The sequence below is a fragment of the Streptomyces sp. NPDC059255 genome, assembly GCF_042752355.1.
In the GTDB taxonomy this organism is placed as follows: domain Bacteria; phylum Actinomycetota; class Actinomycetes; order Streptomycetales; family Streptomycetaceae; genus Streptomyces.
Genome location: NZ_JBHYZP010000018.1, coordinates 30,030 through 48,438, shown reverse-complemented (window position 1 = coordinate 48,438; position 18,409 = coordinate 30,030). Strand labels below are relative to the sequence as shown.

Here is an 18,409-nt window from a genome sequence, read left to right as displayed (position 1 = left end):
GCTTCCGGTACGGGCCGGGCTTCCGGTACAGGCGGTCCGCCGGTACCGGAAGCCCGGCCCGCAGAGGCGACGGCGGGCGCGGGTCAGGCTGCGGGGCGCTGCCCCGGGGCCCGCTCCTGCTCCTTCTCCACCTGCTCGTTCCACTCGCGCTTGACGGCGCGCCACGCCTCGTCGGTCTGGCCGAGCCGCCAGTACCCGGAGATCGAGAGCCGCTCGCGCGGTATGCCGCGCTCCAGCCGGAGGTGGCGGCGCAGTTCCTTCACGAAACCGGCCTCGCCGTGGACGAAGGCCAGGACGTCGCCGGGCGGGAAGTCGAGCGCGCGCACGGCGGCGGTCAGCGCCTCGCCCACCGGGCGGGAGCCGCGGTGCAGCCAGGTGATCCCGACCCCGTCCGGCGTCGTGATTTTCTGCTCCTCCTCGGGGCCGGAGATCTCCACGAACGCGTGCACGACCGCCCCGGCCGGCACCCGCTCCAGCGACGCGGCGATCGCCGGCAGCGCGCTCTCGTCCCCGACCAGCAGATGCCAGTCGGCGGCCGGGTCCGGCGCGTAGAGACCGCCGGGGCCCAGCAGCCGTACGGTCTCGCCGGGCTTCGCCCGCGCCGCCCACGGGCCGGCCAGGCCCTCGTCGCCGTGGACCACGAAGTCGATGGTCAGTTCGAGGGCCGCCGGGTCCCAGGCGCGCACGGTGTACGTACGGTTCGCGGGCCACTGGTCACGCGGGAACTCCGCCCGGATCCGGTCCATGTCGAACGGCTCCGGGTACGTCACGCCCTCCGGGGTGAAGAGCACCTTGACGTAGTGGTCCGTGAACTCCCCGGCCCGCACCGCGGCCAGCCCCTCGCCGCCGAGAACGACCCGCACCATGTGCGGGGTGATCCATTCGGTGCGCAGGACCTGTCCCTCATGGGCCTTCGGTGCTTGGCGGGCCGGCTGTTCTGCCACGGCGGTCTCCCTCGACTCCACGACGCTTAGGCTTACCTAAGTAAGCTAACACTCACCGTGGAAGTGTGGCGAGTAGGCGCTGAAGCGCTCCGCCGAGACCCCACCGCGCGCCCAGCGCGTCGACCATGGCCGGATCGCGGGGGCCGGCGGGCAGCGCGGGGTCGAACTCGGGCAGCGGGACGTCCCCGGCGACCCGGACCACCGTGGGCGCCACCGCCACGTACTCCCGGGCCCCGTCCAGCCGCTTGCGCTGCGACGGGGTGAGGCGGGAGGCCGGGTCGTCGACCGCCGCCATGATCCCGGCGAGGTCGCCGTAGGCGTCCAGCAGCTTGGCGGCGGTCTTCTCGCCGATCCCCGGCACCCCGGGCAGCCCGTCGCTCGGGTCGCCGCGCAGCAGTGCCAGATCGACATATCCGGCGCCGTCCACCCCGTACCGCTCGCGCAGCGCCGCCTCGTCCATGAGCTGGAGCGTCCCCACACCCTTGACCGGGTACAGCACCCGCACGCCCCGGGCGTCGTCGATGAGCTGGAAGAGGTCCCGGTCGCCCGTGACGATGTCGACCGGGCCCGTGGCGCGCCCGGCGAGCGTGCCGATCACGTCGTCCGCCTCGTACCCCGCGACGCCGACCCGCGCGATGCCCAGCGCGTCGAGGACCGCCTCGATCACCGGGACCTGCGGGGCCAGCGTGTCCGGGGTCTCCTCCTCGTCGGGCCCCTCCGGCCGCTCCTGGGCCACCCGGTGCGCCTTGTACGACGGGATCAGCTCCACCCGCCAGGCGGGCCGCCAGTCCGCGTCCATGCAGGCGACCAGGGAGTCCGGGTGGTGGTCCTGGACCAGCCGGGCGATGAAGTCGAGCAGACCGCGCACCGCGTTGACCGGCGTACCGTCCGGGGCCCGTACGGAGTCGGGGACCCCGAAGTAGGCGCGGAAGTAGAGGGAGGCGGTGTCGAGGAGCATGAGGCGTCGGGTCACATCCCGATGATGCCCCAGTGCACTGACAGCGGGGCCCACCACCCGGAGTGCACTGACAGCGGGTCCCGTCGCCCGGGACGGCCTGTCGCCCGGGACGGCCTGTCGCCCGGGACGGTCTGTCGCCCGGTACGGCCGGTCGTCCGGTACGGCCCGTCGCCGCCGTCGGACGGCTGTACGGGGAAGGGGTTTTCACGCCGATTTGCCGTGATCCCATGTGACCTGGGTCACTTAATTGTTTGCCTTCTGTAAGGACGGGCAGGCGCGATCACGGAGCCAGCTGGACGGCGATTTCACGCATCGTCCCCGGTGGGCGGACCGAATCCGCCCGCTCCACGGCCCGCCCGCGGGGGTGACGGGCCGTTTTTCCGTTCAACCCGTGAGGTGTATGTGACCAGGCTGCAAGCCGATCACCTGTACAAGGTATTCGGCAGACGACCGGACGAAGCCGTGACGAAGCTCAAGAACGGTACGGACCGTGAAGAGCTGCGCGCCGATGGTACGACCGCAGCGGTGATCGACGCCTCGTTCTCGGTCGAGCCCGGCCAGATCTTCGTGGTGATGGGTCTCTCGGGATCCGGCAAGTCCACGCTGCTGCGCATGCTCAACGGACTCCTGGAGCCCACCTCGGGCCAGGTCCTCTTCGACGGCCAGGACCTGACCGCCCTGCCCCCCGCCGAGCTGCGCCATGTCCGTTCCACCAAGATCAGCATGGTCTTCCAGCACTTCGCGCTCTTCCCGCACCGCAGCGTGCTGGAGAACGCCGGATACGGACTCGAAGTGCAGGGCGTGCCCCGCGCGGAGCGCGAGAAGCGCGCGGCGGAGGCCCTGGAGATGACCGGTCTGGGCGGCTGGGAGAAGTCCTGGCCGGACGAGCTGTCGGGCGGTATGCAGCAGCGCGTCGGGCTGGCCCGCGCGCTCGCCACCGACGCCGATCTGCTGCTGATGGACGAGTCCTTCAGCGCGCTCGACCCGCTGATCCGCCGCGACATGCAGGATCAGCTCCTCGAACTCCAGAAACGGCTCAAGAAGACCATCGTGTTCATCACCCACGACCTCAACGAGGCCATGCGCCTCGGTGACCGGATCGCGGTCATGCGCGACGGGGAGATCGTCCAGCTCGGCACCGCCGAGGACATCCTCGTCACCCCGGCCAACGACTACGTCGCCTCCTTCACCCAGGACGTCGACCGCTCCCGGGTGCTCACCGCGAGCGCCATCATGGCCGACCCGGATACCGCCTTCGGCACCCTCACGGACAGCGGCAAGGAACTCCGTACCGCGCGGGACGTCCTCGACGCCGCGCCCGCCACGGTCACCGAGTCCACCCCGATCATCGAGCTGTTCACGCCCTGCTCCACCAGTGGGGTCGCCGTCGCGGTCGTCGACGACGAGGGCACCCTCGTCGGGGTCGTCCCGCGCGCGCGACTGCTCGCCGTCCTCGGCGAGCCGATGACGCCCGCCGACGCCGCCGTCCCGGTCGCACGGACCGAGGCGGACACGCCCACGGCCGCCGCGGGAGCCGTGGCCAAGGGCACCGGCACGGACAAGGCGGTCGCCGGTGCCTAGGCTGCCTCTCGGTGACTGGGTCGACAACGCTGTCGACTTCCTCCAGAACCACTTCGCCTGGCTGTTCGACGCGATCGGCTGGGTTGTCTCACACCTGTACGACGCCATCAACGCCGTGCTCTCCGCGCCGCAGCCGCTGCTCCTCGCGGGGATCCTCGCCGTACTCGCCTGGTGGCTGCGGAGCCTCAGCGCGGGTGTCCTCGCCTTCGTCGGCTTCGCGCTCATCGACTCGATGGAGCTGTGGAGCGAGGCGATGGAGACGCTCTCGCTGGTGCTGGTCGCGACCATCGTGGTGCTGGCCATCGCGATGCCGCTCGGCATCTGGGCGGCCCGCTCCAAGACGGTCAGCTCGCTGATCCGGCCGGTGCTCGACCTGATGCAGACCATGCCCGCCATGGTCTACCTGATCCCCGGTGTGGTCTTCTTCGGCATCGGCGCGGTGCCCGGCATCATCGCCACGATCATCTTCGCCCTGCCGCCCGGCGTCCGGATGACCGAGCTGGGCATCCGGCAGGTCGACGCGGAACTGGTCGAGGCCGCCGAGGCGTTCGGCACCACCCCCCGGAACACCCTGCTGCGGGTCCAGCTGCCGCTGGCCCTCCAGACGATCATGGCAGGCATCAACCAGGTCATCATGCTGGGCCTGTCCATGGTGGTCATCGCCGGCATGGTCGGCGGCGGCGGGCTCGGTGGCGCCGTCTACCGCGCGCTCGGCAACATCGACGTGGGCCTCGGCTTCGAGGCCGGTCTCTCCGTCGTGATCCTCGCCGTCTACCTGGACCGGATCACCGGCGCGCTCAGCCTCCAGGTCTCCCCGGTCGGCCGCCGCATCCTGGCCAAGGCCAAGGAGGCGAGCGGCGGCCTGAAGATCTGGCAGCACCGTCCGCAGCCCGTCGTGGCCATCGCCGGCGTGCTCGCCCTCGCGCTCGCCGCGGGCGGCATCGGCCTCTTCGGCGGTTCCTCCTCGTCGTCCACCTCGAACGACGCGAGCAACGTGGGCCAGGGCAAGAAGATCAGCATGGGGTACATCCCCTGGGACGAGGGCATCGCCTCCACCTTCCTCTGGAAGGAGCTGCTGGAACGGCGCGGCTTCGAGGTCGACGCCCGGCAGTACGAGGCGGGCTCGCTCTACACCGGCCAGGCCAACGGCCAGATCGACATCCAGACCGACTCCTGGCTGCCGGTCACCCACGCCTCCTACTGGGCCAAGTACAAGGACGACCTGGAGGACATGGGGGCCTGGTACGAGAAGACCTCCCTGGAGCTCTCCGTGCCCTCGTACGTGAAGGGCGTCAACTCCCTGGCCGACCTCAAGGGGAAGAGCTCCACCTTCAAGGGCCGCATCATCGGCATCGAGCCCAGCGCGGGCGAGATGGGCCTCCTCAAGGACAAGGTCCTCAAGGCGTACGGCCTCGACAAGGAGTACACCCTGGTCGACGGCTCCACCTCCGGCATGCTCGCCGAGCTGAAGCGCTCGTACGCCAAGAAGGAACCCGTCGTCGTGGTGCTGTGGTCGCCGCACTGGGCGTACAACACGTACGACCTCACCAAGCTGGCCGACCCGAAGAAGGCCTTCGGCGCGGAGAGCGACGGCGTGCACACCCTGGCGCGCAAGGGCTTCTCCGAGGAGAACCCGGAGGTGGGCGCCTGGCTGAAGAACTTCAAGATGGACGAGGAGCAGCTCACCAGCCTGGAGGCCGAGATCCAGAAGGCCGGCCAGGGCAAGGAGCAGGAGGCCGTACGGACCTGGCTCGACGCCAACCCGGGCGTCGCCGACCAGTGGACCCCCGTCGACAAGGCGGGCATGTCCGGCACGGCGGCCAAGGCGGCGGCCGGCACGGGCGAGACCGAGCGCCCCGTCAACATCGCGTGGTTCCCCTGGGAGGAGGACATCGCCGCCACCTACCTGTGGAAGGCGGTCCTGGAGGAGCGCGGCTACAAGATCAACCTGAAGCAGTTCGAACTCGGCCCGATGTACGAGGCGATGTCCCGCGGCCAGATCGACGTCCAGTTCGACGCCTGGCTGCCGAACGCGCAGAAACGCTACTGGGACAAGTACAAGAACGACCTCACCGAGCTCGGGTCCTGGTACGGCCCCACCACTCGTGAGGTCGCCGTCCCCTCGTACGTCAAGGGCGTCGAGTCCCTGGACGACCTCAAGGACCGCGGTGACCAGTTCAAGGGCCGGATCGTCGGCATCGAGCCCGGCACCGAGCAGATGAACGTCCTCAAGGAGAAGGTGCTGCCCGGGTACGCCCTCGGCGACGAGTACAAGGTCGTCGACAGCTCGACGCCCGGCATGCTCGCCGAGCTGAAGCGCGCGTACGCCAAGAAGGAGCCGATCGCGGTCTCGCTGTGGAGCCCGCACTGGGCCTACAAGGAGTACGAGCTGACCAAGCTCAAGGACCCGAAGAAGGCCTTCGGTGACGGCGACCGGCTCACCACCGTCGCGCACAAGAGCTTCACCGGGAACTATCCGCAGCTCACGAAGTGGTTCAAGGACTTCAAGCTGAGCGAGGAGCAGCTCGCCGGTCTGGAGAACGAGATCCAGAAGGCCGGCACGGGCCACGAGGAGGAAGCCGTGAAGACCTGGATGGACCAGAATCCGGGCATCGCGGACAAGATGGCCCCGGTGTAGCCGGAAGTCATCACCGAGGTTGACCCGGAAGGGTGGGTGTCGCGCCGCGCGATACCCGCCCTTCCGGCGTTTCCGTTCCGTCTCTGCCGCGCGCATCATGGAGGACAGCTCTTGTAGGGCCGTCAACTCTGAGAGGATGACGATCCGGTCGGGAGGGAGCCAGTCATGGACGACAAGGAAGCGCTCAGGGTGGGCGCGGCCGTCCGCAGGCGGCGCAGGTCCCTCGGCCTGACCCTGGCGGCGGTCGCGGCCCGCAGCGGGCTGTCCGTGCCCTTCCTCAGCCAGATCGAGAACGAACGGGCCAGGCCGAGCACCCGCTCGCTCGACCGGGTCGCGGACGCCCTGGAGACCACCCCCGCACAGCTCCACGCCGCCGCCGACTCCGCCCGTACGGTCGATGTCGTACGGGCGGCTCCCGGGCCCGGCGTACGGCGCGTGGTCCGCGGCGGGCACCAGCTCAACGCCAAGGAGTTCACCGGCGAGCAGGACACGGGCCGGGAGTACCAGCACCGCAACGACGAGGTCATGTACATCGCCGACGGAGCCGCCGAGGTGGAGGCGGAGGGCCGGGCCTACCGGCTGGAGCGCGGTGACACGCTGTATCTCTCCGGTGGCGTACGGCACCGCTGGCGCGCCACCGAGCCCGGCACCCGCATCCTGGTCGTCGCCGTCGCGGAGGACGTCGACGCCACCTTCGACCGGCGCTGACCCGGGGGCCACCCGCCCTGACCGTCGTCCCTGACCCCGGGGCCAGCCTCGCAGGCCCGCCACCGGCCCGTCACGGGTCCGTCACGCGAGGTGCGCGGCCTCGGGGGCGGGCACCCGGGGCGCCCCCGGCAGCGTGCCGGCCAGCAGCCCGCGCACCGTGCCCCACCCGGCGACCGCCCAGGCCGTCACCAGCAGCGCGAACAGCCCCACGGCCAGCCACGAGAACGCCGCGAGCCCGGTGTGCCGCGCCAGCCCCGCCGCGCCCGTGACACACGTACCGACCGGGAAGGTGAAGGCCCACCACGTCATCGAGAACCGCATCCCGCGCCGGGCGCCCCGCGCCACCAGCGCCGCCGCGAGAGCCAGCCACAGCAGCGCGAACCCCATCACCGGCACCCCGTACACCACGGCGAACGCGGCGAGCGCGCCCGCGTACGGGGCGCCGACCGCCGAGGGCGCCACATCGGCGAGCCGGCCCACGGCGGTGGTCGACTGGCCCAGCGGGCCCAGCACCAGGCAGAGCGCCGGGGTCAGCGCGAGCGGCAGCGGGCCGTGCGTCACCAGCCGCGCGAAGACCAGCGGCAGCATCATCAGCGTGGCCAGCAGGCTCAGCCCGAACAGCGCGTAACAGCCGAGGAGCAGCGCCGTGCGCCCCTGGCCCGCCGGGAGGTACGGCACCAGCGACGGGCCGACCGCCGCCGAGACCATCGGGGTGACCACCGGCAGCAGCCATACCGGCGACGCGTCCGCGGCGGCGGGCCGGTGGCGTACGACCATCAGGTACGGGATCCCGACCACGATCACGAGGCCCAGCAGCGTCCCCGCGCCGAACAGCACCGCGTCCACGGCGAGCGCCGCCCGCTCGCCCAGCACGTCGCGGCCCACGGTGAGCGTCCCGCCGCCGACGGCCAGCAGCGCCATCGCGAGACAGCCGTGGAACGGCGCCACGGCCGGGTCGAGGAGATGGGCGCGGGCCTGGTCGCGGTGGTGCAGCCAGTGCCCGGCGCGGGCCGTCAGCACGGCGGCGAGCGCGATCACCGACAGCGCCCACACCGCCACCCAGACCGCCCGGAGCCCCGGCACCTCCAGCGGGAGGGCGGCGCCCGCGGCCGGGACGATCGCCGTGCCCATGACCGCCGCGTACCAGTTGGGCCCGAGATGGCGCAGCGCGGGGAGCCGGGCGCCGGGCGGGGGCCCGCCGACGGAACGGTCGGGACGGGCGGGGGGTGCGAGGACGGCCATGGGCTCAGCGTCCCGCCGGGCCCCGGCCCCCACCAGCCCCGCTCTTCCTATGAGGTCATAAGCTGGGTTTATGTCTGCGCCTATGTCCGAGGACCCGCTCGCGGCGCCGCTCTCGCACCGGGTGCCCGACCTCGGTGCGCTGGAGCTGCTCCTTGCCGTCGCCCGGCTGGGCAGCCTCGGCCGGGCCGCGCGTGAGACGGGGATCAGTCAGCCCGCCGCGAGCAGCCGGATCCGGGCGATGGAGCGGCAGCTCGGGGTGGCGCTGGTGGACCGCTCGCCGCGCGGCTCCCGGCTGACCGACGCGGGCACCCTGGTCACCGACTGGGCCCGGCGGGTGGTGGAGGCGGCCGAGGCGTTCGACGCGGGCGCGCAGGCGCTGCGCGGCCGCCGGGACTCCCGGCTGCGCGTCGCCGCCAGCATGACGATCGCCGAGTACCTGCTGCCGCGCTGGCTGATAGCGCTGCGCCGGGCGCGCCCCGACACCGCCGTCTCGCTGCACGCGGGCAACTCCGTCGCGGTCGCGGCGCGGCTGCTGAGCCATGAGGCGGACCTCGGCTTCGTGGAGGGCCTGGCCGCCCCCGACGGGCTGGACTCCGCGGTCATCGGCCACGACCGGCTGCTGGTGGTCACGGCGCCGGGGCACCCGTGGGCCCGCCGCCGCGCCCCGCTCGCCCCGGCCGAGCTGGCCGGGACGCCGCTGATCCTGCGGGAGCCGGGCTCCGGCACCCGCCAGGTGCTGGACGCCGGGCTGAGCGCCTACGGCGGTCCCGCCAGGCCGCTGCTGGAGCTGGCCTCCACCACCGCGCTGAAGGCCGCCGCGGTCAGCGGGGAGGGCCCGTGCGTGCTGAGCGAGCTCGCGGTCGGCGAGGAGCTGGCCGCGCGCAGGCTGGTCCGGGTGCCGGTGGCGGGCGTACGGCTCCGCCGCGACCTGCGGGCGGTCTGGCCGGCCGGTACCCGCCCGGCCGGCCCCGCGCGGGACCTGCTGTCACTGACGCGCGGCGCCGCTCCGGACCCGTCCACCGGTTGAGAGCCCGCCGGGCGGCCTTCGATCCGCCCAGGTCAGTCGGCAGCCTCCGAGGCGGCCTGGACCAGCCAGGACATCACGCGGGTGTCCTCGCCCATCTCGGGATGCCACTGCACCCCGAGCACCGGCCGGGGATCCGGCAGTTCCACGGCCTCGACGGTCCCGTCGGCGGCGAACGCCGAGGCGGTCAGCCCCGCGCCGAGCCGGTCCACCGTCTGGTGGTGGTACGTCGGTACGGCGGACTCCTCCGGCACCAGACCGGCGTAGCGGGTGCCGGGCAGCGGTTTCACCGGATGGCTGCCGAAGGAGCCGACGGCGGGGGAGGTGTGCCCGTCCACGTGCTGGACGAGCGTCCCGCCCAGCGCCACGTTGAGGAGCTGCATGCCCCGGCAGATCCCCAGCAGCGGGGTGCCGGAGGCCAGCGCCGCCTCGATCAGGGCGAGCTCCCAGGCGTCCCGCTCCAGGGCGGGCGGCCCGGTGCGGGGGTCGGTCCGCGCCCCGTACCGCGCGGGCCGTACATCGGGGCCGCCCGCGATCACCACCCCGTCCAGCCGGGCCACCACGGCGGCCGCCGTGTCCGGGTCGTCCGGCGGGAGCAGCACGGCCGTACCACCGGCGCGCTGGACGAGCCGGTGGTAGCCGGCCGGCAGCAGCGCCGCGGGCAGCTCCCACACGCCCCACGCGGCGGACTCCTCCAGATAGCTGCTGATGCCGATGAGCGGCTTCACTGTTCCTCCGTACGAGTGGTTCGGGCGCGGGCTGTGTGCGTACGGGCTGTCTGCGTACGCGCGGTGTGCCGTCAGCCGCGTTCGAGCTCGGCCTCGGCGGCGGCGAGGGCCGCGAACTCCTCCTCGGGCGCGGCCGCGACCAGCCGGTGCCGACTGTAGAAGGTGAAGTAGGCGAGGGCGACGACATAGACGCCGAGCGCGATGAACGCGGCGTCCCTGTCCACCAGGAACGTCGCGACCAGCGCGGACAGCGCGAGCACGAAGGCGACACCCGAGGTCAGCATGCCACCGGGGGTCCGGTACGGACGGGGCAGACCGGGCTCCCGGCGGCGCAGCACCAGGTGCGAGAGGGCCATCAGCGCGTACGAGATGGTGGCGCCGAACACGGCCACGTTGAGCATCCGCCCGCCGTCGCCGGTGCCCGCGGCGAGCGCGAAGCCGATGGCGCCGGGGATGACGAGACCCAGATAGGGGGCTTTGCGGCGGCTCGTGAGGGAGAGGAATCGCGGCAGGTATCCGGCGCGGGAGAGTGCGAAGAGCTGCCGGGACCCGGCGTAGATGAGCGAGAAGAAGGAGGCCACGAGCCCGGCGAGACCCGCGTAGTTCACGAACCGGCCGAGCGGGGTCGGCTCGCCCTCCCCCTGGAGCGCGACCACCAGCGGATTGCCCGCCTCCTGGATGGCCGCCGAGCCGCGGGCACCCGTCGCGGCGAAGAAGGTGAGCAGGGCGAGCAGCACGAGCACACCCATGGAGATCGACAGTGCCCTGGGCATCGAACGCACCGGGTCCTTGGCCTCCTCGGCGGCGAGCGGCACCCCCTCGACGCCCAGGAAGAACCACATGCCGAAGGGGAGGCCGCCCAGATGCCCAGTACGCCGTACGGGAGCCAGGAGCTGGAGCCGAACGCGTCCGGGTCGGCGGGGATGTCGTTGAGCCCACCGGCGTCGAACTCGGTGAACGCGCCCACCGCGAAGATCAGCAGCGCCGCCACGGCGACGGCGGTCACCACGAGGCTGAAGCGCAGCGCCTCCCCGACACCCCAGAGATGGATCCCGATGAAGATCACGAAGCAGGCCAGATAGACCGGCCAGCCGGCCGTCAGACCGAAGAGACGGAGGGACTCGACATACTCGCCGATGAAGATGGAGATCGCGGCCGGCGCCAGGATGTACTCGATGAGAATGGCCGTCCCGGTGAGAAAGCCGCCCCAGGTGCCGAGCGCGCGCCGGGCGAAGCCGTAACCGCCGCCCGCCGTGGGCAGGATGGCGGAGAGCTCCGCGAGCGAGAAGACCAGACAGGCGTACATCGCGCCCATGAGCAGGGTGGCGATGGCCAGCCCGCCGAAACCGCCCTCGGACAGGCCGATGTTCCACCCCGAGAAGTCCCCGGAGACGACATAGGCGACGCCCAGACCGGTGAGCAGCAGCCAGCCCGCGCTGCCGCGGCGCAGGGCGCGCCGCCGGAGGTAGTCGGCCTCCGGGGGAGCGGTGCCGTCCGCCACGGCGGCCGGTGGGGTGCGCGAGTCCGTGCCTTCGGACATGATCCGCTCCTGCCTCGGGGTATTGGTGTGGGGCCATACCATTGCCGCCGGGACGGCCGCGCGCAAGACCCGTGCGTTAAACGGCTGTTACGGATCGGCGTCACGGCGGGCCGGGCCGCGCGCGAGGCGAGCGGGCGGGGCCGGCAGGGGCGGGCGGCTCGCGCGGCGGGGCGGCACGCGGGGTGCGGGGCGGGGCGGCTCGCGGGGCGGGTGGCGCTCAGGCCAGGAAGCCCCGCAGCAGCGCCGCCGTACCGCCGCAGTGCTCGCGCGCGATCTCGCGCGCCGCGTCCACGTCACCGTCGAGCACCGCCCCGACCAGCGCGGTGTGCTGCCGCTGCGAGTGCTCCAGATTCCGTACCAGCAGCGGGATGCAGTCCAGCAGATCGTTCACCCCCGCCCGCACCGCCGCGTACTGCGCGGTCAGCGTCGCGGACCCGGCCAGCTCGGCGAGCGTGAGATGGAGCAGCGTGTCCAGCCTGCGGTACTCCGCCAGCGGCGCCTCGTGCGTCGCGGCCAGCGCCGAACGGAGCCGCTCCGCCTGCGAGGTGCTGAAGGCCGGCCCGTACGTCGCGCACAGCTCCGCCGCGCCGGTCTCCAGCACCTCACGGAAGCGCAGCACGTCCTCGATGTCCGTCCCCGCCACCCGCCGCCGCAGCTCCTCCTCGGCGCCCGCCACCGGGGCGTCGGGGCGGGGGCGTACGAAGGTCCCGCCGTACCGGCCGCGCCGGCTCTCCAGCAGCCCCTGGTCCTGGAGGACCTTGAGCACCTCGCGGAGCGTGACCCGGCTGATCCCCAGCCGCTCCGCCAGCTCCCGCTCGGCGGGCAGCCGCTCCCCGGCCGCGACCAGCCCCAGCCTGACGACCTGGAGGATCTGCTCCAGTGCCTCCTCGAAACCGTTCCCGGCCCGCACCGGCCGCAGCACCGGAGCGAGCGGGTCCGCGTCCGGCGGGTCCATCGGCTCGTTCATCCTCGCCACGTCGCCGTTTCCCCTTCCCAACCAAAGGTCTTCAGGAATACCTTATGGCTTCCGGCTGACCGAAGGAGGAACAATCCCGTGGCAGACCGCACACCCCCGCTCTCCGTCGAGGAACTCCGCGTACTCGTCGCGAGCGGTGAGATCGACACAGTTGTCCTGGCCTTCCCCGACATGCAGGGCCGGCTCCAGGGCAAGCGGTTCGCCGCGCCCTTCTTCCTCGACGACGTCCTGGAGCACGGCACCGAGGGCTGCAACTACCTCCTCGCCGTCGACACGGACATGAACACCGTCGACGGATACGCGATGTCCTCCTGGGAGCACGGTTACGGCGACTTCGCCATGCGCCCCGACCTCACCACGCTGCGCCGCGTCCCCTGGAACGAGGGCACGGCGATGCTCGTCGCCGACCTCGCCTGGCACGACGGCTCACCCGTCGTCGCCGCGCCCCGCCAGATCCTCCGCCGCCAGCTGGAGCGCCTCGCCGGGCACGGCTACACCGCGCACGTCGGTACGGAGCTGGAGTTCATCGTCTTCAAGGACACCTTCGAAGAGGCCTGGGACAGCGGCTACCGCGGCCTGACCCCCGCCAACCAGTACAACGTCGACTACTCCGTCCTCGGCACCGGCCGCGTCGAGCCCCTGCTGCGCCGGATCCGCAACGAGATGGCCGCCGCCGGACTCACCGTCGAGTCGGCCAAGGGCGAGTGCAACCCCGGCCAGCACGAGATCGCCTTCAAGTACGACGAGGCCCTCGTCACCTGCGACCAGCACGCCATCTACAAGACCGGCGCCAAGGAGATCGCCTCCCAGGAAGGCGTCTCCCTCACCTTCATGGCGAAGTTCAACGAACGCGAGGGCAACTCCTGCCACATCCACCTCTCGCTCCAGGACGCGGGCGGCACCAACGCCATGGCCGGGGACGGCCCCGGAGGCATGTCCCCCCTGATGCGCCACTTCCTGGCCGGGCAGCTCGCGGCACTGCGCGACTTCTCCCTCCTGTACGCGCCCACCGTCAACGCGTACAAACGCTTCCAGCCCGGCTCGTTCGCCCCCACCGCCGTCGCCTGGGGGTACGACAACCGCACCTGTTCGCTGCGGGTGGTCGGCCACGGCCGCTCGCTGCGCTTCGAGAACCGGCTGCCCGGCGGCGACGTCAACCCGCACCTCGCCGTCGCCGGACTCGTCGCGGCGGGCATCCACGGCATCGAGAACGAACTCGAACTCCCCGAGGCCTGCGCCGGGAACGCCTACTCGGCCGGGTACCCCCAGGTCCCGACCACCCTCGCGGAAGCCGCAGCCCTCTGGGAGAACAGCCCCATCGCGCACGCCGCCTTCGGCGAGGAGGTGGTGGCGCACTACGCCAACATGGCGCGCGTCGAGGTGGACGCCTTCAACGCCGCGGTGACCGACTGGGAGCTCCGCCGCTCCTTCGAACGCCTGTGAGGAACCACTGCCTGTGAGGAACGACCGCCGATGAGGAGCGACGTGCAGGAACAGGAACAGCAACACCACCCCGCCGTGCACCAGGTACTCGACCCCGCCACCGGGGAGACCGTCGCGGAGATCGCCGCGACCACCGTCGCCCAGGTCGACACCGCGGTACGGCGCGCCGCCGCCGCCCAGCGCGGATGGGCCGCCGCGGCCCCCGCCGACCGCGCCCGGCTGCTGCGCCGCTTCGCGGCCGTCGTCGACGCGCACACCGAGGAACTGGCCCGGCTGGAGGTCACCGAGGCGGGCCACACCATCGGCAACGCCCGCTGGGAGGCGGGCAACGTCCGCGACCTCCTGGACTACAGCGCCGGGGGAGTGGAACGGCTGACCGGCCGGCAGATCCCGGTGGCCGGGGGCCTCGACATCACCCTGCTGGAACCGCTCGGGGTGGTCGGGGTGATCGCCCCCTGGAACTTCCCCATGCCGATCGCCGCCTGGGGCACCGCCCCCGCGCTCGCCGCGGGCAACGCCGTCCTCCTCAAACCCGCCGAGACCACTCCGCTCACCGCGCTGCGACTGGCCGAACTCGCCCTGGAGGCGGGACTTCCCGAACACCTCTTCCAGGTCCTGCCCGGCGCGGGGGCCGTCGCGGGCGACGCCCTGGTCGAACACCCCGGCGTCGCCAAGATCGTCTTCACCGGCTCCACCCGGGTCGGCCGGCGGATCATGGCGAAGGGCGGCGCCCTGATGAAGCGCGTGACCCTCGAACTCGGCGGCAAGAGCCCCAACATCGTCTTCGCCGACTCCGACCTCGAACAGGCCGCCGCGTCCGCCCCGATGGCCTTCCTCGACAACGCGGGACAGGACTGCTGCGCCCGCAGCCGGATCCTCGTCCAGCGCGACGTCCACGACCGCTTCCTCGAACTGCTCGCCTCCGCCGTGGCGTCCGTCGTCGTCGGTGATCCCTCCGACGAGAAGACCCAGATGGGGCCGCTGATCTCGGCCCCGCAGCGGGAGCGCGTACGGGCGTACGTCCCGGACACGGCCGGCGCGATCCTGGGCAGCGCGCCCGACGGCCCCGGTTTCTGGTTCCCGCCGACCGTCCTCACCGACGCCGCCCCGGACTCCGCCGTCGCCACCGAGGAGGTCTTCGGCCCCGTCGCCGTCGTCCTGCCCTTCGAGGACGAGGACGACGCCGTCCGGCTGGCCAACGCCACCGAGTACGGCCTCGCCGGGTCGATCTGGACCCGGGACGTCGGCCGCGCCCTGCGGGTCTCGCGCGCCGTCGCCGCGGGCAATCTCTCCGTCAACTCGCACAGCGCAGTCCGCTACGGAACCCCCTTCGGCGGCTACAAACAGTCCGGCATCGGCCGCGAGCTGGGCCCGGACGCGCTCGCCGCCTTCACCGAAACCAAGAACGTCTTCCTCAGCACGGAGGTCTGAGCACGATGACCGACCCCATCACCGACCCGACGGCGGCCCCGGCGGCCGGCACCACGGCGGGTACCACGGCCGGCGCCACGTCCGACGCGGCGGCCGAGACCGTCTGCCGCCGCCTGGTCGGCCGTACCGCCGTCATCACCGGAGCCGGCAGCGGCATCGGGCTCGCCACCGCGCGCCGCCTCGCCTCCGAGGGCGCGCACATCGTCTGCGGCGACATCGACGAGACCGCGGGCAAGGCCGTCGCCGAGGCGGTCGGCGGCATCTTCGTACGCGTCGACGTCACCGACGCCGAGGAGGTCGAGGCGCTGTTCAAGGCCGCCCACGACACCTACGGCAGCGTCGACATCGCCTTCAACAACGCGGGCATCTCGCCGCCCGACGACGACTCCATCCTCACCACGGGACTGGAGGCCTGGAAGCGGGTCCAGGAGGTCAACCTCACCTCCGTCTACCTCTGCTGCAAGGCGGCCCTCCCCTACATGCGCCGCCAGGGCCGCGGCTCCATCATCAACACCGCCTCCTTCGTCGCCCGGATGGGCGCCGCCACCTCCCAGATCTCGTACACCGCCTCCAAGGGCGGCGTCCTCGCCATGTCCCGTGAACTGGGCGTGCAGTTCGCCCGGGAGGGGATCCGGGTCAACGCGCTCTGCCCCGGGCCGGTCAACACCCCGCTGCTCCAGGAACTGTTCGCGAAGGACCCGGAGCGGGCCGCGCGCCGGCTGGTGCACATCCCGCTGGGCCGATTCGCCGAGGCGACGGAGATCGCGGCGGCCGTCGCCTTCCTCGCCAGCGACGACTCGTCCTTCGTGAACGCCACCGACTTCCTGGTCGACGGCGGTATCTCGGGCGCGTACGTCACCCCTGTGTAGCCGCATAGGCTGGACGGGTGACCATGACGCCCCCGCCCGGCTGGTACCCCGACCCGAACGTCCCGGCCACCGAACGCTGGTGGGACGGGACCGTCTGGACCGCGCACACCCGCCCGCCCGGCGCCGCCCCCGCGCCGGGCGGTCGGGTGTGCGCGGCGGCGGCCCCGGCTCCGTGGGGGGGGGGGGGCTCCGGCCGCCCCCCCCCCCCCCCGCCCGGCCGGGCCCCCCCCCGGGCGGGGGGGGGGGGGCGCCCGCGGCGGCGGCCCCGGCGCCGGGCGGTGGCCGGAAGCGGCTGATAACCCTCCTCGCCGTGGGGCTGGCCGCCGCAGCCGTGGTCACCGCCGTGGCGCTGCGGCCCGGTGGCGACGACAGCGGCGCGGCACCGCACACCGCGGAGAGCGCGGCGCCGCCCACCACCGCACCACCGGAACGGAGCGCGGGAGGCGACGAGGAGAGCGGGAGCGCGGAGCCCGAGGAGGAACCCGGCGAGGACCCGACCCGCCTCACCGACCAGCTGAACGGCATCACCCTGCCGATCCCCGACGGCTGGGAGCGCCCGACCTCGGTCAGCGGCGGCGACCTCATGGTGCACACCGCCGACACCTACGCCTGCCCCGGTGCCCCCGCCAAGGAGTGCCGGCACGGCACGCTCTCCTCCCGTACCGCGAGCGGCACCGACAAGACCTCCCCCAAGGCACTCGCCGAGGAGGACATCGAGAAGGCGGCCCAAGAGGCGTTCGGCGACGCCGAGTACCTCGACTACAGCACCCACCGCGACATCACGTCCCACACGGTGGTCCTGTCCCGGGCCACCGTCGTCGCGGGCCGTACCGGACACCTGGTGCGCTGGAAGGTCACCACCGGTGCCGGCCCCGGCGGTTACGTCCAGTCCCTCGCCTTTCCCTCGGCCGTGGGCACCGAGTCACCCGTCATCGTGCGAACGGCCTTCGACGCGGGCCCCGGCGGCCCGCCGCTCACCCTGATGGACACGATCACCGAAGGGATCCGCCCCATCGGCGACGTCTCGGGCGGAGTGGGCAGCTCCATCGGCCCCTGAAGCGCCGGCCCCTGAAGTGCCGGTTCCGGCCTGTCCCCGCACGCCCGGGCTCAGAGGAAGGTGCGGCCCTCGCCCCGGTACGTGGGCACGGACGCCACCACGCGGTCGCCCTCGACCAGCCGCAGTGTGTCGAACCGCTCGCACAGCTCCCCGGCCTTCGCGTGCCGGAACCACACCTTGTCGCCGATCAGCAAGTCGTCGGCCGCCGCCCCCAGGAGCGGGGTCTGCACCTCGCCCGGTCCCTCCTGCGGGTCGTAACGCAGCCCCTCCGGAAGGTACGGCACGGGCAGCCGGTCGGCGCCCGCCGGGCCGGAGGCCGGATAGCCGCCCCCGAGTACGGTCACCACGCCGACGCCAGGCCTGCGCACCACGGGCTGGGCGAACAGCGCCGCCGGACGGCCCGTGAACGAGGTGTAGTTGTCGAAGAGCCGCGGTACGTAGAGGCCCGAGCCCGCCGCGATCTCCGTCACCGCGTCCTCGGCGGCCGTGTGCTGGACGCTGCCCGTCCCCCCGCCGTTGACGAACTCCAGGCCGGGCGTGACCGCCCGGACGGCACGCACCACCGCGGCGCGCCGCTCGGCCAGCTCCCGGCGGGCGGCGGACTGCATCAGCCGGATCGCGCGCGAGCGCAGCGGCCGTCCCGCCAGGGCGTCCCCCACCCCGGCCACATGTCCCTCGTACGCCATGAGCCCGACCAGCCGGAAGCCGGGGCGCCGCTCCACCGACCTGGCCAGCTCGGCCAGTTGGGCCGGCTCGCTCAGCGGGGAACGCAGGGCGCCGACCCTGATCCGGCCGCCGAACAGCCGCAGGGCCGTGTCCAGTTCCAGACAGACCTTCAGCTCCTCCCGGCCACCTTCGCGCGCCGCGTCGATCAGATCGAGGTGCGCCGGGTCGTCGATCATCACCGTGACCGACGCCGCCAGTTTGGGGTCCGCGGCGAGCTCCGCGTACCCCGCGCGGTCGGCCGACGGGTAGGCGAGCAGGATGTCGTCGAAGCCCGCCCGGGCCAGCCACAACGACTCCGCCAGCGTGAACGACATGATCCCCGCGAAGCCGTCCCTGCCCAGCACCCGCTCCAGCAGGGCGCGGCAGCGCACCGACTTGCTCGCCACCCGGATCGGCTTGCCGCCGGCCCGCCGGACGAGATCGTCCGCGTTGGCGTCGAATGCATCGAGATCGACCATCGCGAGCGGCGCGTCGAGATGGGCGGTGGCCCGGTCGTACCGGGCACGGTCGGTGGCGCGCGGGGGCGGGGACGGAGTCATGGGCC

Annotated in this window: 15 protein-coding genes and 1 pseudogene; 9 read left to right on the top strand and 7 right to left on the bottom strand. The window is 72.7% G+C overall.

Annotated elements, in window-relative coordinates:
• Positions 1 to 83: 83 nt before the first annotated feature.
• The gene (locus ACFXKG_RS21525; protein WP_384841263.1) at positions 84 to 944 is read right to left on the bottom strand and encodes a siderophore-interacting protein; all 861 of its coding nucleotides are present in this window, start codon (positions 942 to 944) and stop codon (positions 84 to 86) included.
• Between the two features lie 52 nt (positions 945 to 996).
• Positions 997 to 1,902, bottom strand: coding sequence for a 5'-3' exonuclease H3TH domain-containing protein (locus ACFXKG_RS21520; protein WP_384841557.1), 906 nt, complete (start codon positions 1,900 to 1,902; stop codon positions 997 to 999).
• 402 nt (positions 1,903 to 2,304) lie between these two features.
• On the opposite strand from ACFXKG_RS21520, the gene ACFXKG_RS21515 reads away from it, so the two are divergent.
• From ACFXKG_RS21515 to ACFXKG_RS21505, 3 genes are all read left to right on the top strand, one after another.
• Positions 2,305 to 3,483, top strand: coding sequence for a glycine betaine/L-proline ABC transporter ATP-binding protein (locus tag ACFXKG_RS21515; protein WP_384841260.1), 1,179 nt, complete (start codon positions 2,305 to 2,307; stop codon positions 3,481 to 3,483).
• Positions 3,476 to 6,121, top strand: coding sequence for an ABC transporter permease/substrate binding protein (locus tag ACFXKG_RS21510; protein ID WP_384841257.1), 2,646 nt, complete (start codon positions 3,476 to 3,478; stop codon positions 6,119 to 6,121). The genes ACFXKG_RS21515 and ACFXKG_RS21510 overlap by 8 nt, the downstream gene beginning before the upstream one ends.
• 165 nt (positions 6,122 to 6,286) lie before the next feature.
• Entirely contained in the window at positions 6,287 to 6,829 is a 543-nt protein-coding gene (locus tag ACFXKG_RS21505) for a helix-turn-helix domain-containing protein (protein ID WP_365819015.1), read from the top strand.
• An 81-nt stretch (positions 6,830 to 6,910) separates the two neighbouring features.
• On the opposite strand, the gene ACFXKG_RS21500 is transcribed toward ACFXKG_RS21505, so the two are convergent.
• Positions 6,911 to 8,071 carry a TDT family transporter gene (locus tag ACFXKG_RS21500; protein ID WP_384841253.1) on the bottom strand — a complete coding sequence of 387 codons (1,161 nt, stop codon included), beginning with the start codon at positions 8,069 to 8,071 and terminating at the stop codon, positions 6,911 to 6,913.
• A gap of 70 nt (positions 8,072 to 8,141) precedes the next feature.
• On the opposite strand from ACFXKG_RS21500, the gene ACFXKG_RS21495 reads away from it, so the two are divergent.
• On the top strand, positions 8,142 to 9,098 hold the full coding sequence (locus tag ACFXKG_RS21495; RefSeq protein WP_384841250.1) for a LysR family transcriptional regulator: 957 nt from the start codon (positions 8,142 to 8,144) through the stop codon (positions 9,096 to 9,098).
• Positions 9,099 to 9,130: 32 nt separating this feature from the next.
• Here the strand turns inward: ACFXKG_RS21495 and ACFXKG_RS21490 are convergent, their stop codons facing one another.
• The 3 genes and pseudogenes from ACFXKG_RS21490 to ACFXKG_RS21480 all read right to left on the bottom strand — a co-directional run bounded on the left by ACFXKG_RS21490 (position 9,131) and on the right by ACFXKG_RS21480 (position 12,330).
• Complete coding sequence (locus ACFXKG_RS21490) at positions 9,131 to 9,823, bottom strand: gamma-glutamyl-gamma-aminobutyrate hydrolase family protein (protein ID WP_384841247.1); 693 nt, start codon at positions 9,821 to 9,823, stop codon at positions 9,131 to 9,133.
• A 71-nt stretch (positions 9,824 to 9,894) separates the two neighbouring features.
• A pseudogene (eat, locus tag ACFXKG_RS21485) lies at positions 9,895 to 11,363 on the bottom strand (ethanolamine permease).
• Positions 11,364 to 11,580: 217 nt separating this feature from the next.
• Entirely contained in the window at positions 11,581 to 12,330 is a 750-nt protein-coding gene (locus ACFXKG_RS21480) for a FadR/GntR family transcriptional regulator (RefSeq protein WP_384841554.1), read from the bottom strand.
• Between the two features lie 87 nt (positions 12,331 to 12,417).
• On the opposite strand from ACFXKG_RS21480, the gene ACFXKG_RS21475 reads away from it, so the two are divergent.
• The 5 genes from ACFXKG_RS21475 to ACFXKG_RS21455 are packed head-to-tail and all read left to right on the top strand — an operon-like array spanning position 12,418 to position 17,139.
• Positions 12,418 to 13,782, top strand: coding sequence for a glutamine synthetase family protein (locus ACFXKG_RS21475; RefSeq protein WP_384841244.1), 1,365 nt, complete (start codon positions 12,418 to 12,420; stop codon positions 13,780 to 13,782).
• Between the two features lie 30 nt (positions 13,783 to 13,812).
• The gene (locus ACFXKG_RS21470; RefSeq protein ID WP_384841240.1) at positions 13,813 to 15,213 is read left to right on the top strand and encodes an aldehyde dehydrogenase family protein; all 1,401 of its coding nucleotides are present in this window, start codon (positions 13,813 to 13,815) and stop codon (positions 15,211 to 15,213) included.
• Positions 15,214 to 15,218: 5 nt separating this feature from the next.
• Positions 15,219 to 16,082 (top strand): 3-oxoacyl-ACP reductase, encoded by an 864-nt coding sequence (locus tag ACFXKG_RS21465; RefSeq protein WP_384841237.1) that lies wholly within the window; start codon positions 15,219 to 15,221, stop codon positions 16,080 to 16,082.
• Between the two features lie 23 nt (positions 16,083 to 16,105).
• On the top strand, positions 16,106 to 16,378 hold the full coding sequence (locus ACFXKG_RS21460) for a DUF2510 domain-containing protein (RefSeq protein WP_384841551.1): 273 nt from the start codon (positions 16,106 to 16,108) through the stop codon (positions 16,376 to 16,378).
• Between the two features lie 14 nt (positions 16,379 to 16,392).
• The gene (locus ACFXKG_RS21455; protein WP_384841234.1) at positions 16,393 to 17,139 is read left to right on the top strand and encodes a hypothetical protein; all 747 of its coding nucleotides are present in this window, start codon (positions 16,393 to 16,395) and stop codon (positions 17,137 to 17,139) included.
• A 50-nt stretch (positions 17,140 to 17,189) separates the two neighbouring features.
• On the opposite strand, the gene ACFXKG_RS21450 is transcribed toward ACFXKG_RS21455, so the two are convergent.
• Positions 17,190 to 18,404 carry an amino acid deaminase/aldolase gene (locus ACFXKG_RS21450; protein WP_384841231.1) on the bottom strand — a complete coding sequence of 405 codons (1,215 nt, stop codon included), beginning with the start codon at positions 18,402 to 18,404 and terminating at the stop codon, positions 17,190 to 17,192.
• Positions 18,405 to 18,409: the final 5 nt, after the last annotated feature.

Coding starts and splice junctions, on each gene's coding strand:
- ACFXKG_RS21480 (WP_384841554.1), bottom strand. CDS start 12,330: ATGAACGAGCCGATGGACCCGCCGGACGCGGACCCGCTCGCTCCGGTG.
- ACFXKG_RS21505 (WP_365819015.1), top strand. CDS start 6,287: ATGGACGACAAGGAAGCGCTCAGGGTGGGCGCGGCCGTCCGCAGGCGG.
- ACFXKG_RS21450 (WP_384841231.1), bottom strand. CDS start 18,404: ATGACTCCGTCCCCGCCCCCGCGCGCCACCGACCGTGCCCGGTACGAC.
- ACFXKG_RS21500 (WP_384841253.1), bottom strand. CDS start 8,071: ATGGCCGTCCTCGCACCCCCCGCCCGTCCCGACCGTTCCGTCGGCGGG.
- ACFXKG_RS21465 (WP_384841237.1), top strand. CDS start 15,219: ATGACCGACCCCATCACCGACCCGACGGCGGCCCCGGCGGCCGGCACC.
- ACFXKG_RS21460 (WP_384841551.1), top strand. CDS start 16,106: ATGACGCCCCCGCCCGGCTGGTACCCCGACCCGAACGTCCCGGCCACC.
- ACFXKG_RS21520 (WP_384841557.1), bottom strand. CDS start 1,902: ATGCTCCTCGACACCGCCTCCCTCTACTTCCGCGCCTACTTCGGGGTC.
- ACFXKG_RS21470 (WP_384841240.1), top strand. CDS start 13,813: ATGAGGAGCGACGTGCAGGAACAGGAACAGCAACACCACCCCGCCGTG.
- ACFXKG_RS21495 (WP_384841250.1), top strand. CDS start 8,142: ATGTCTGCGCCTATGTCCGAGGACCCGCTCGCGGCGCCGCTCTCGCAC.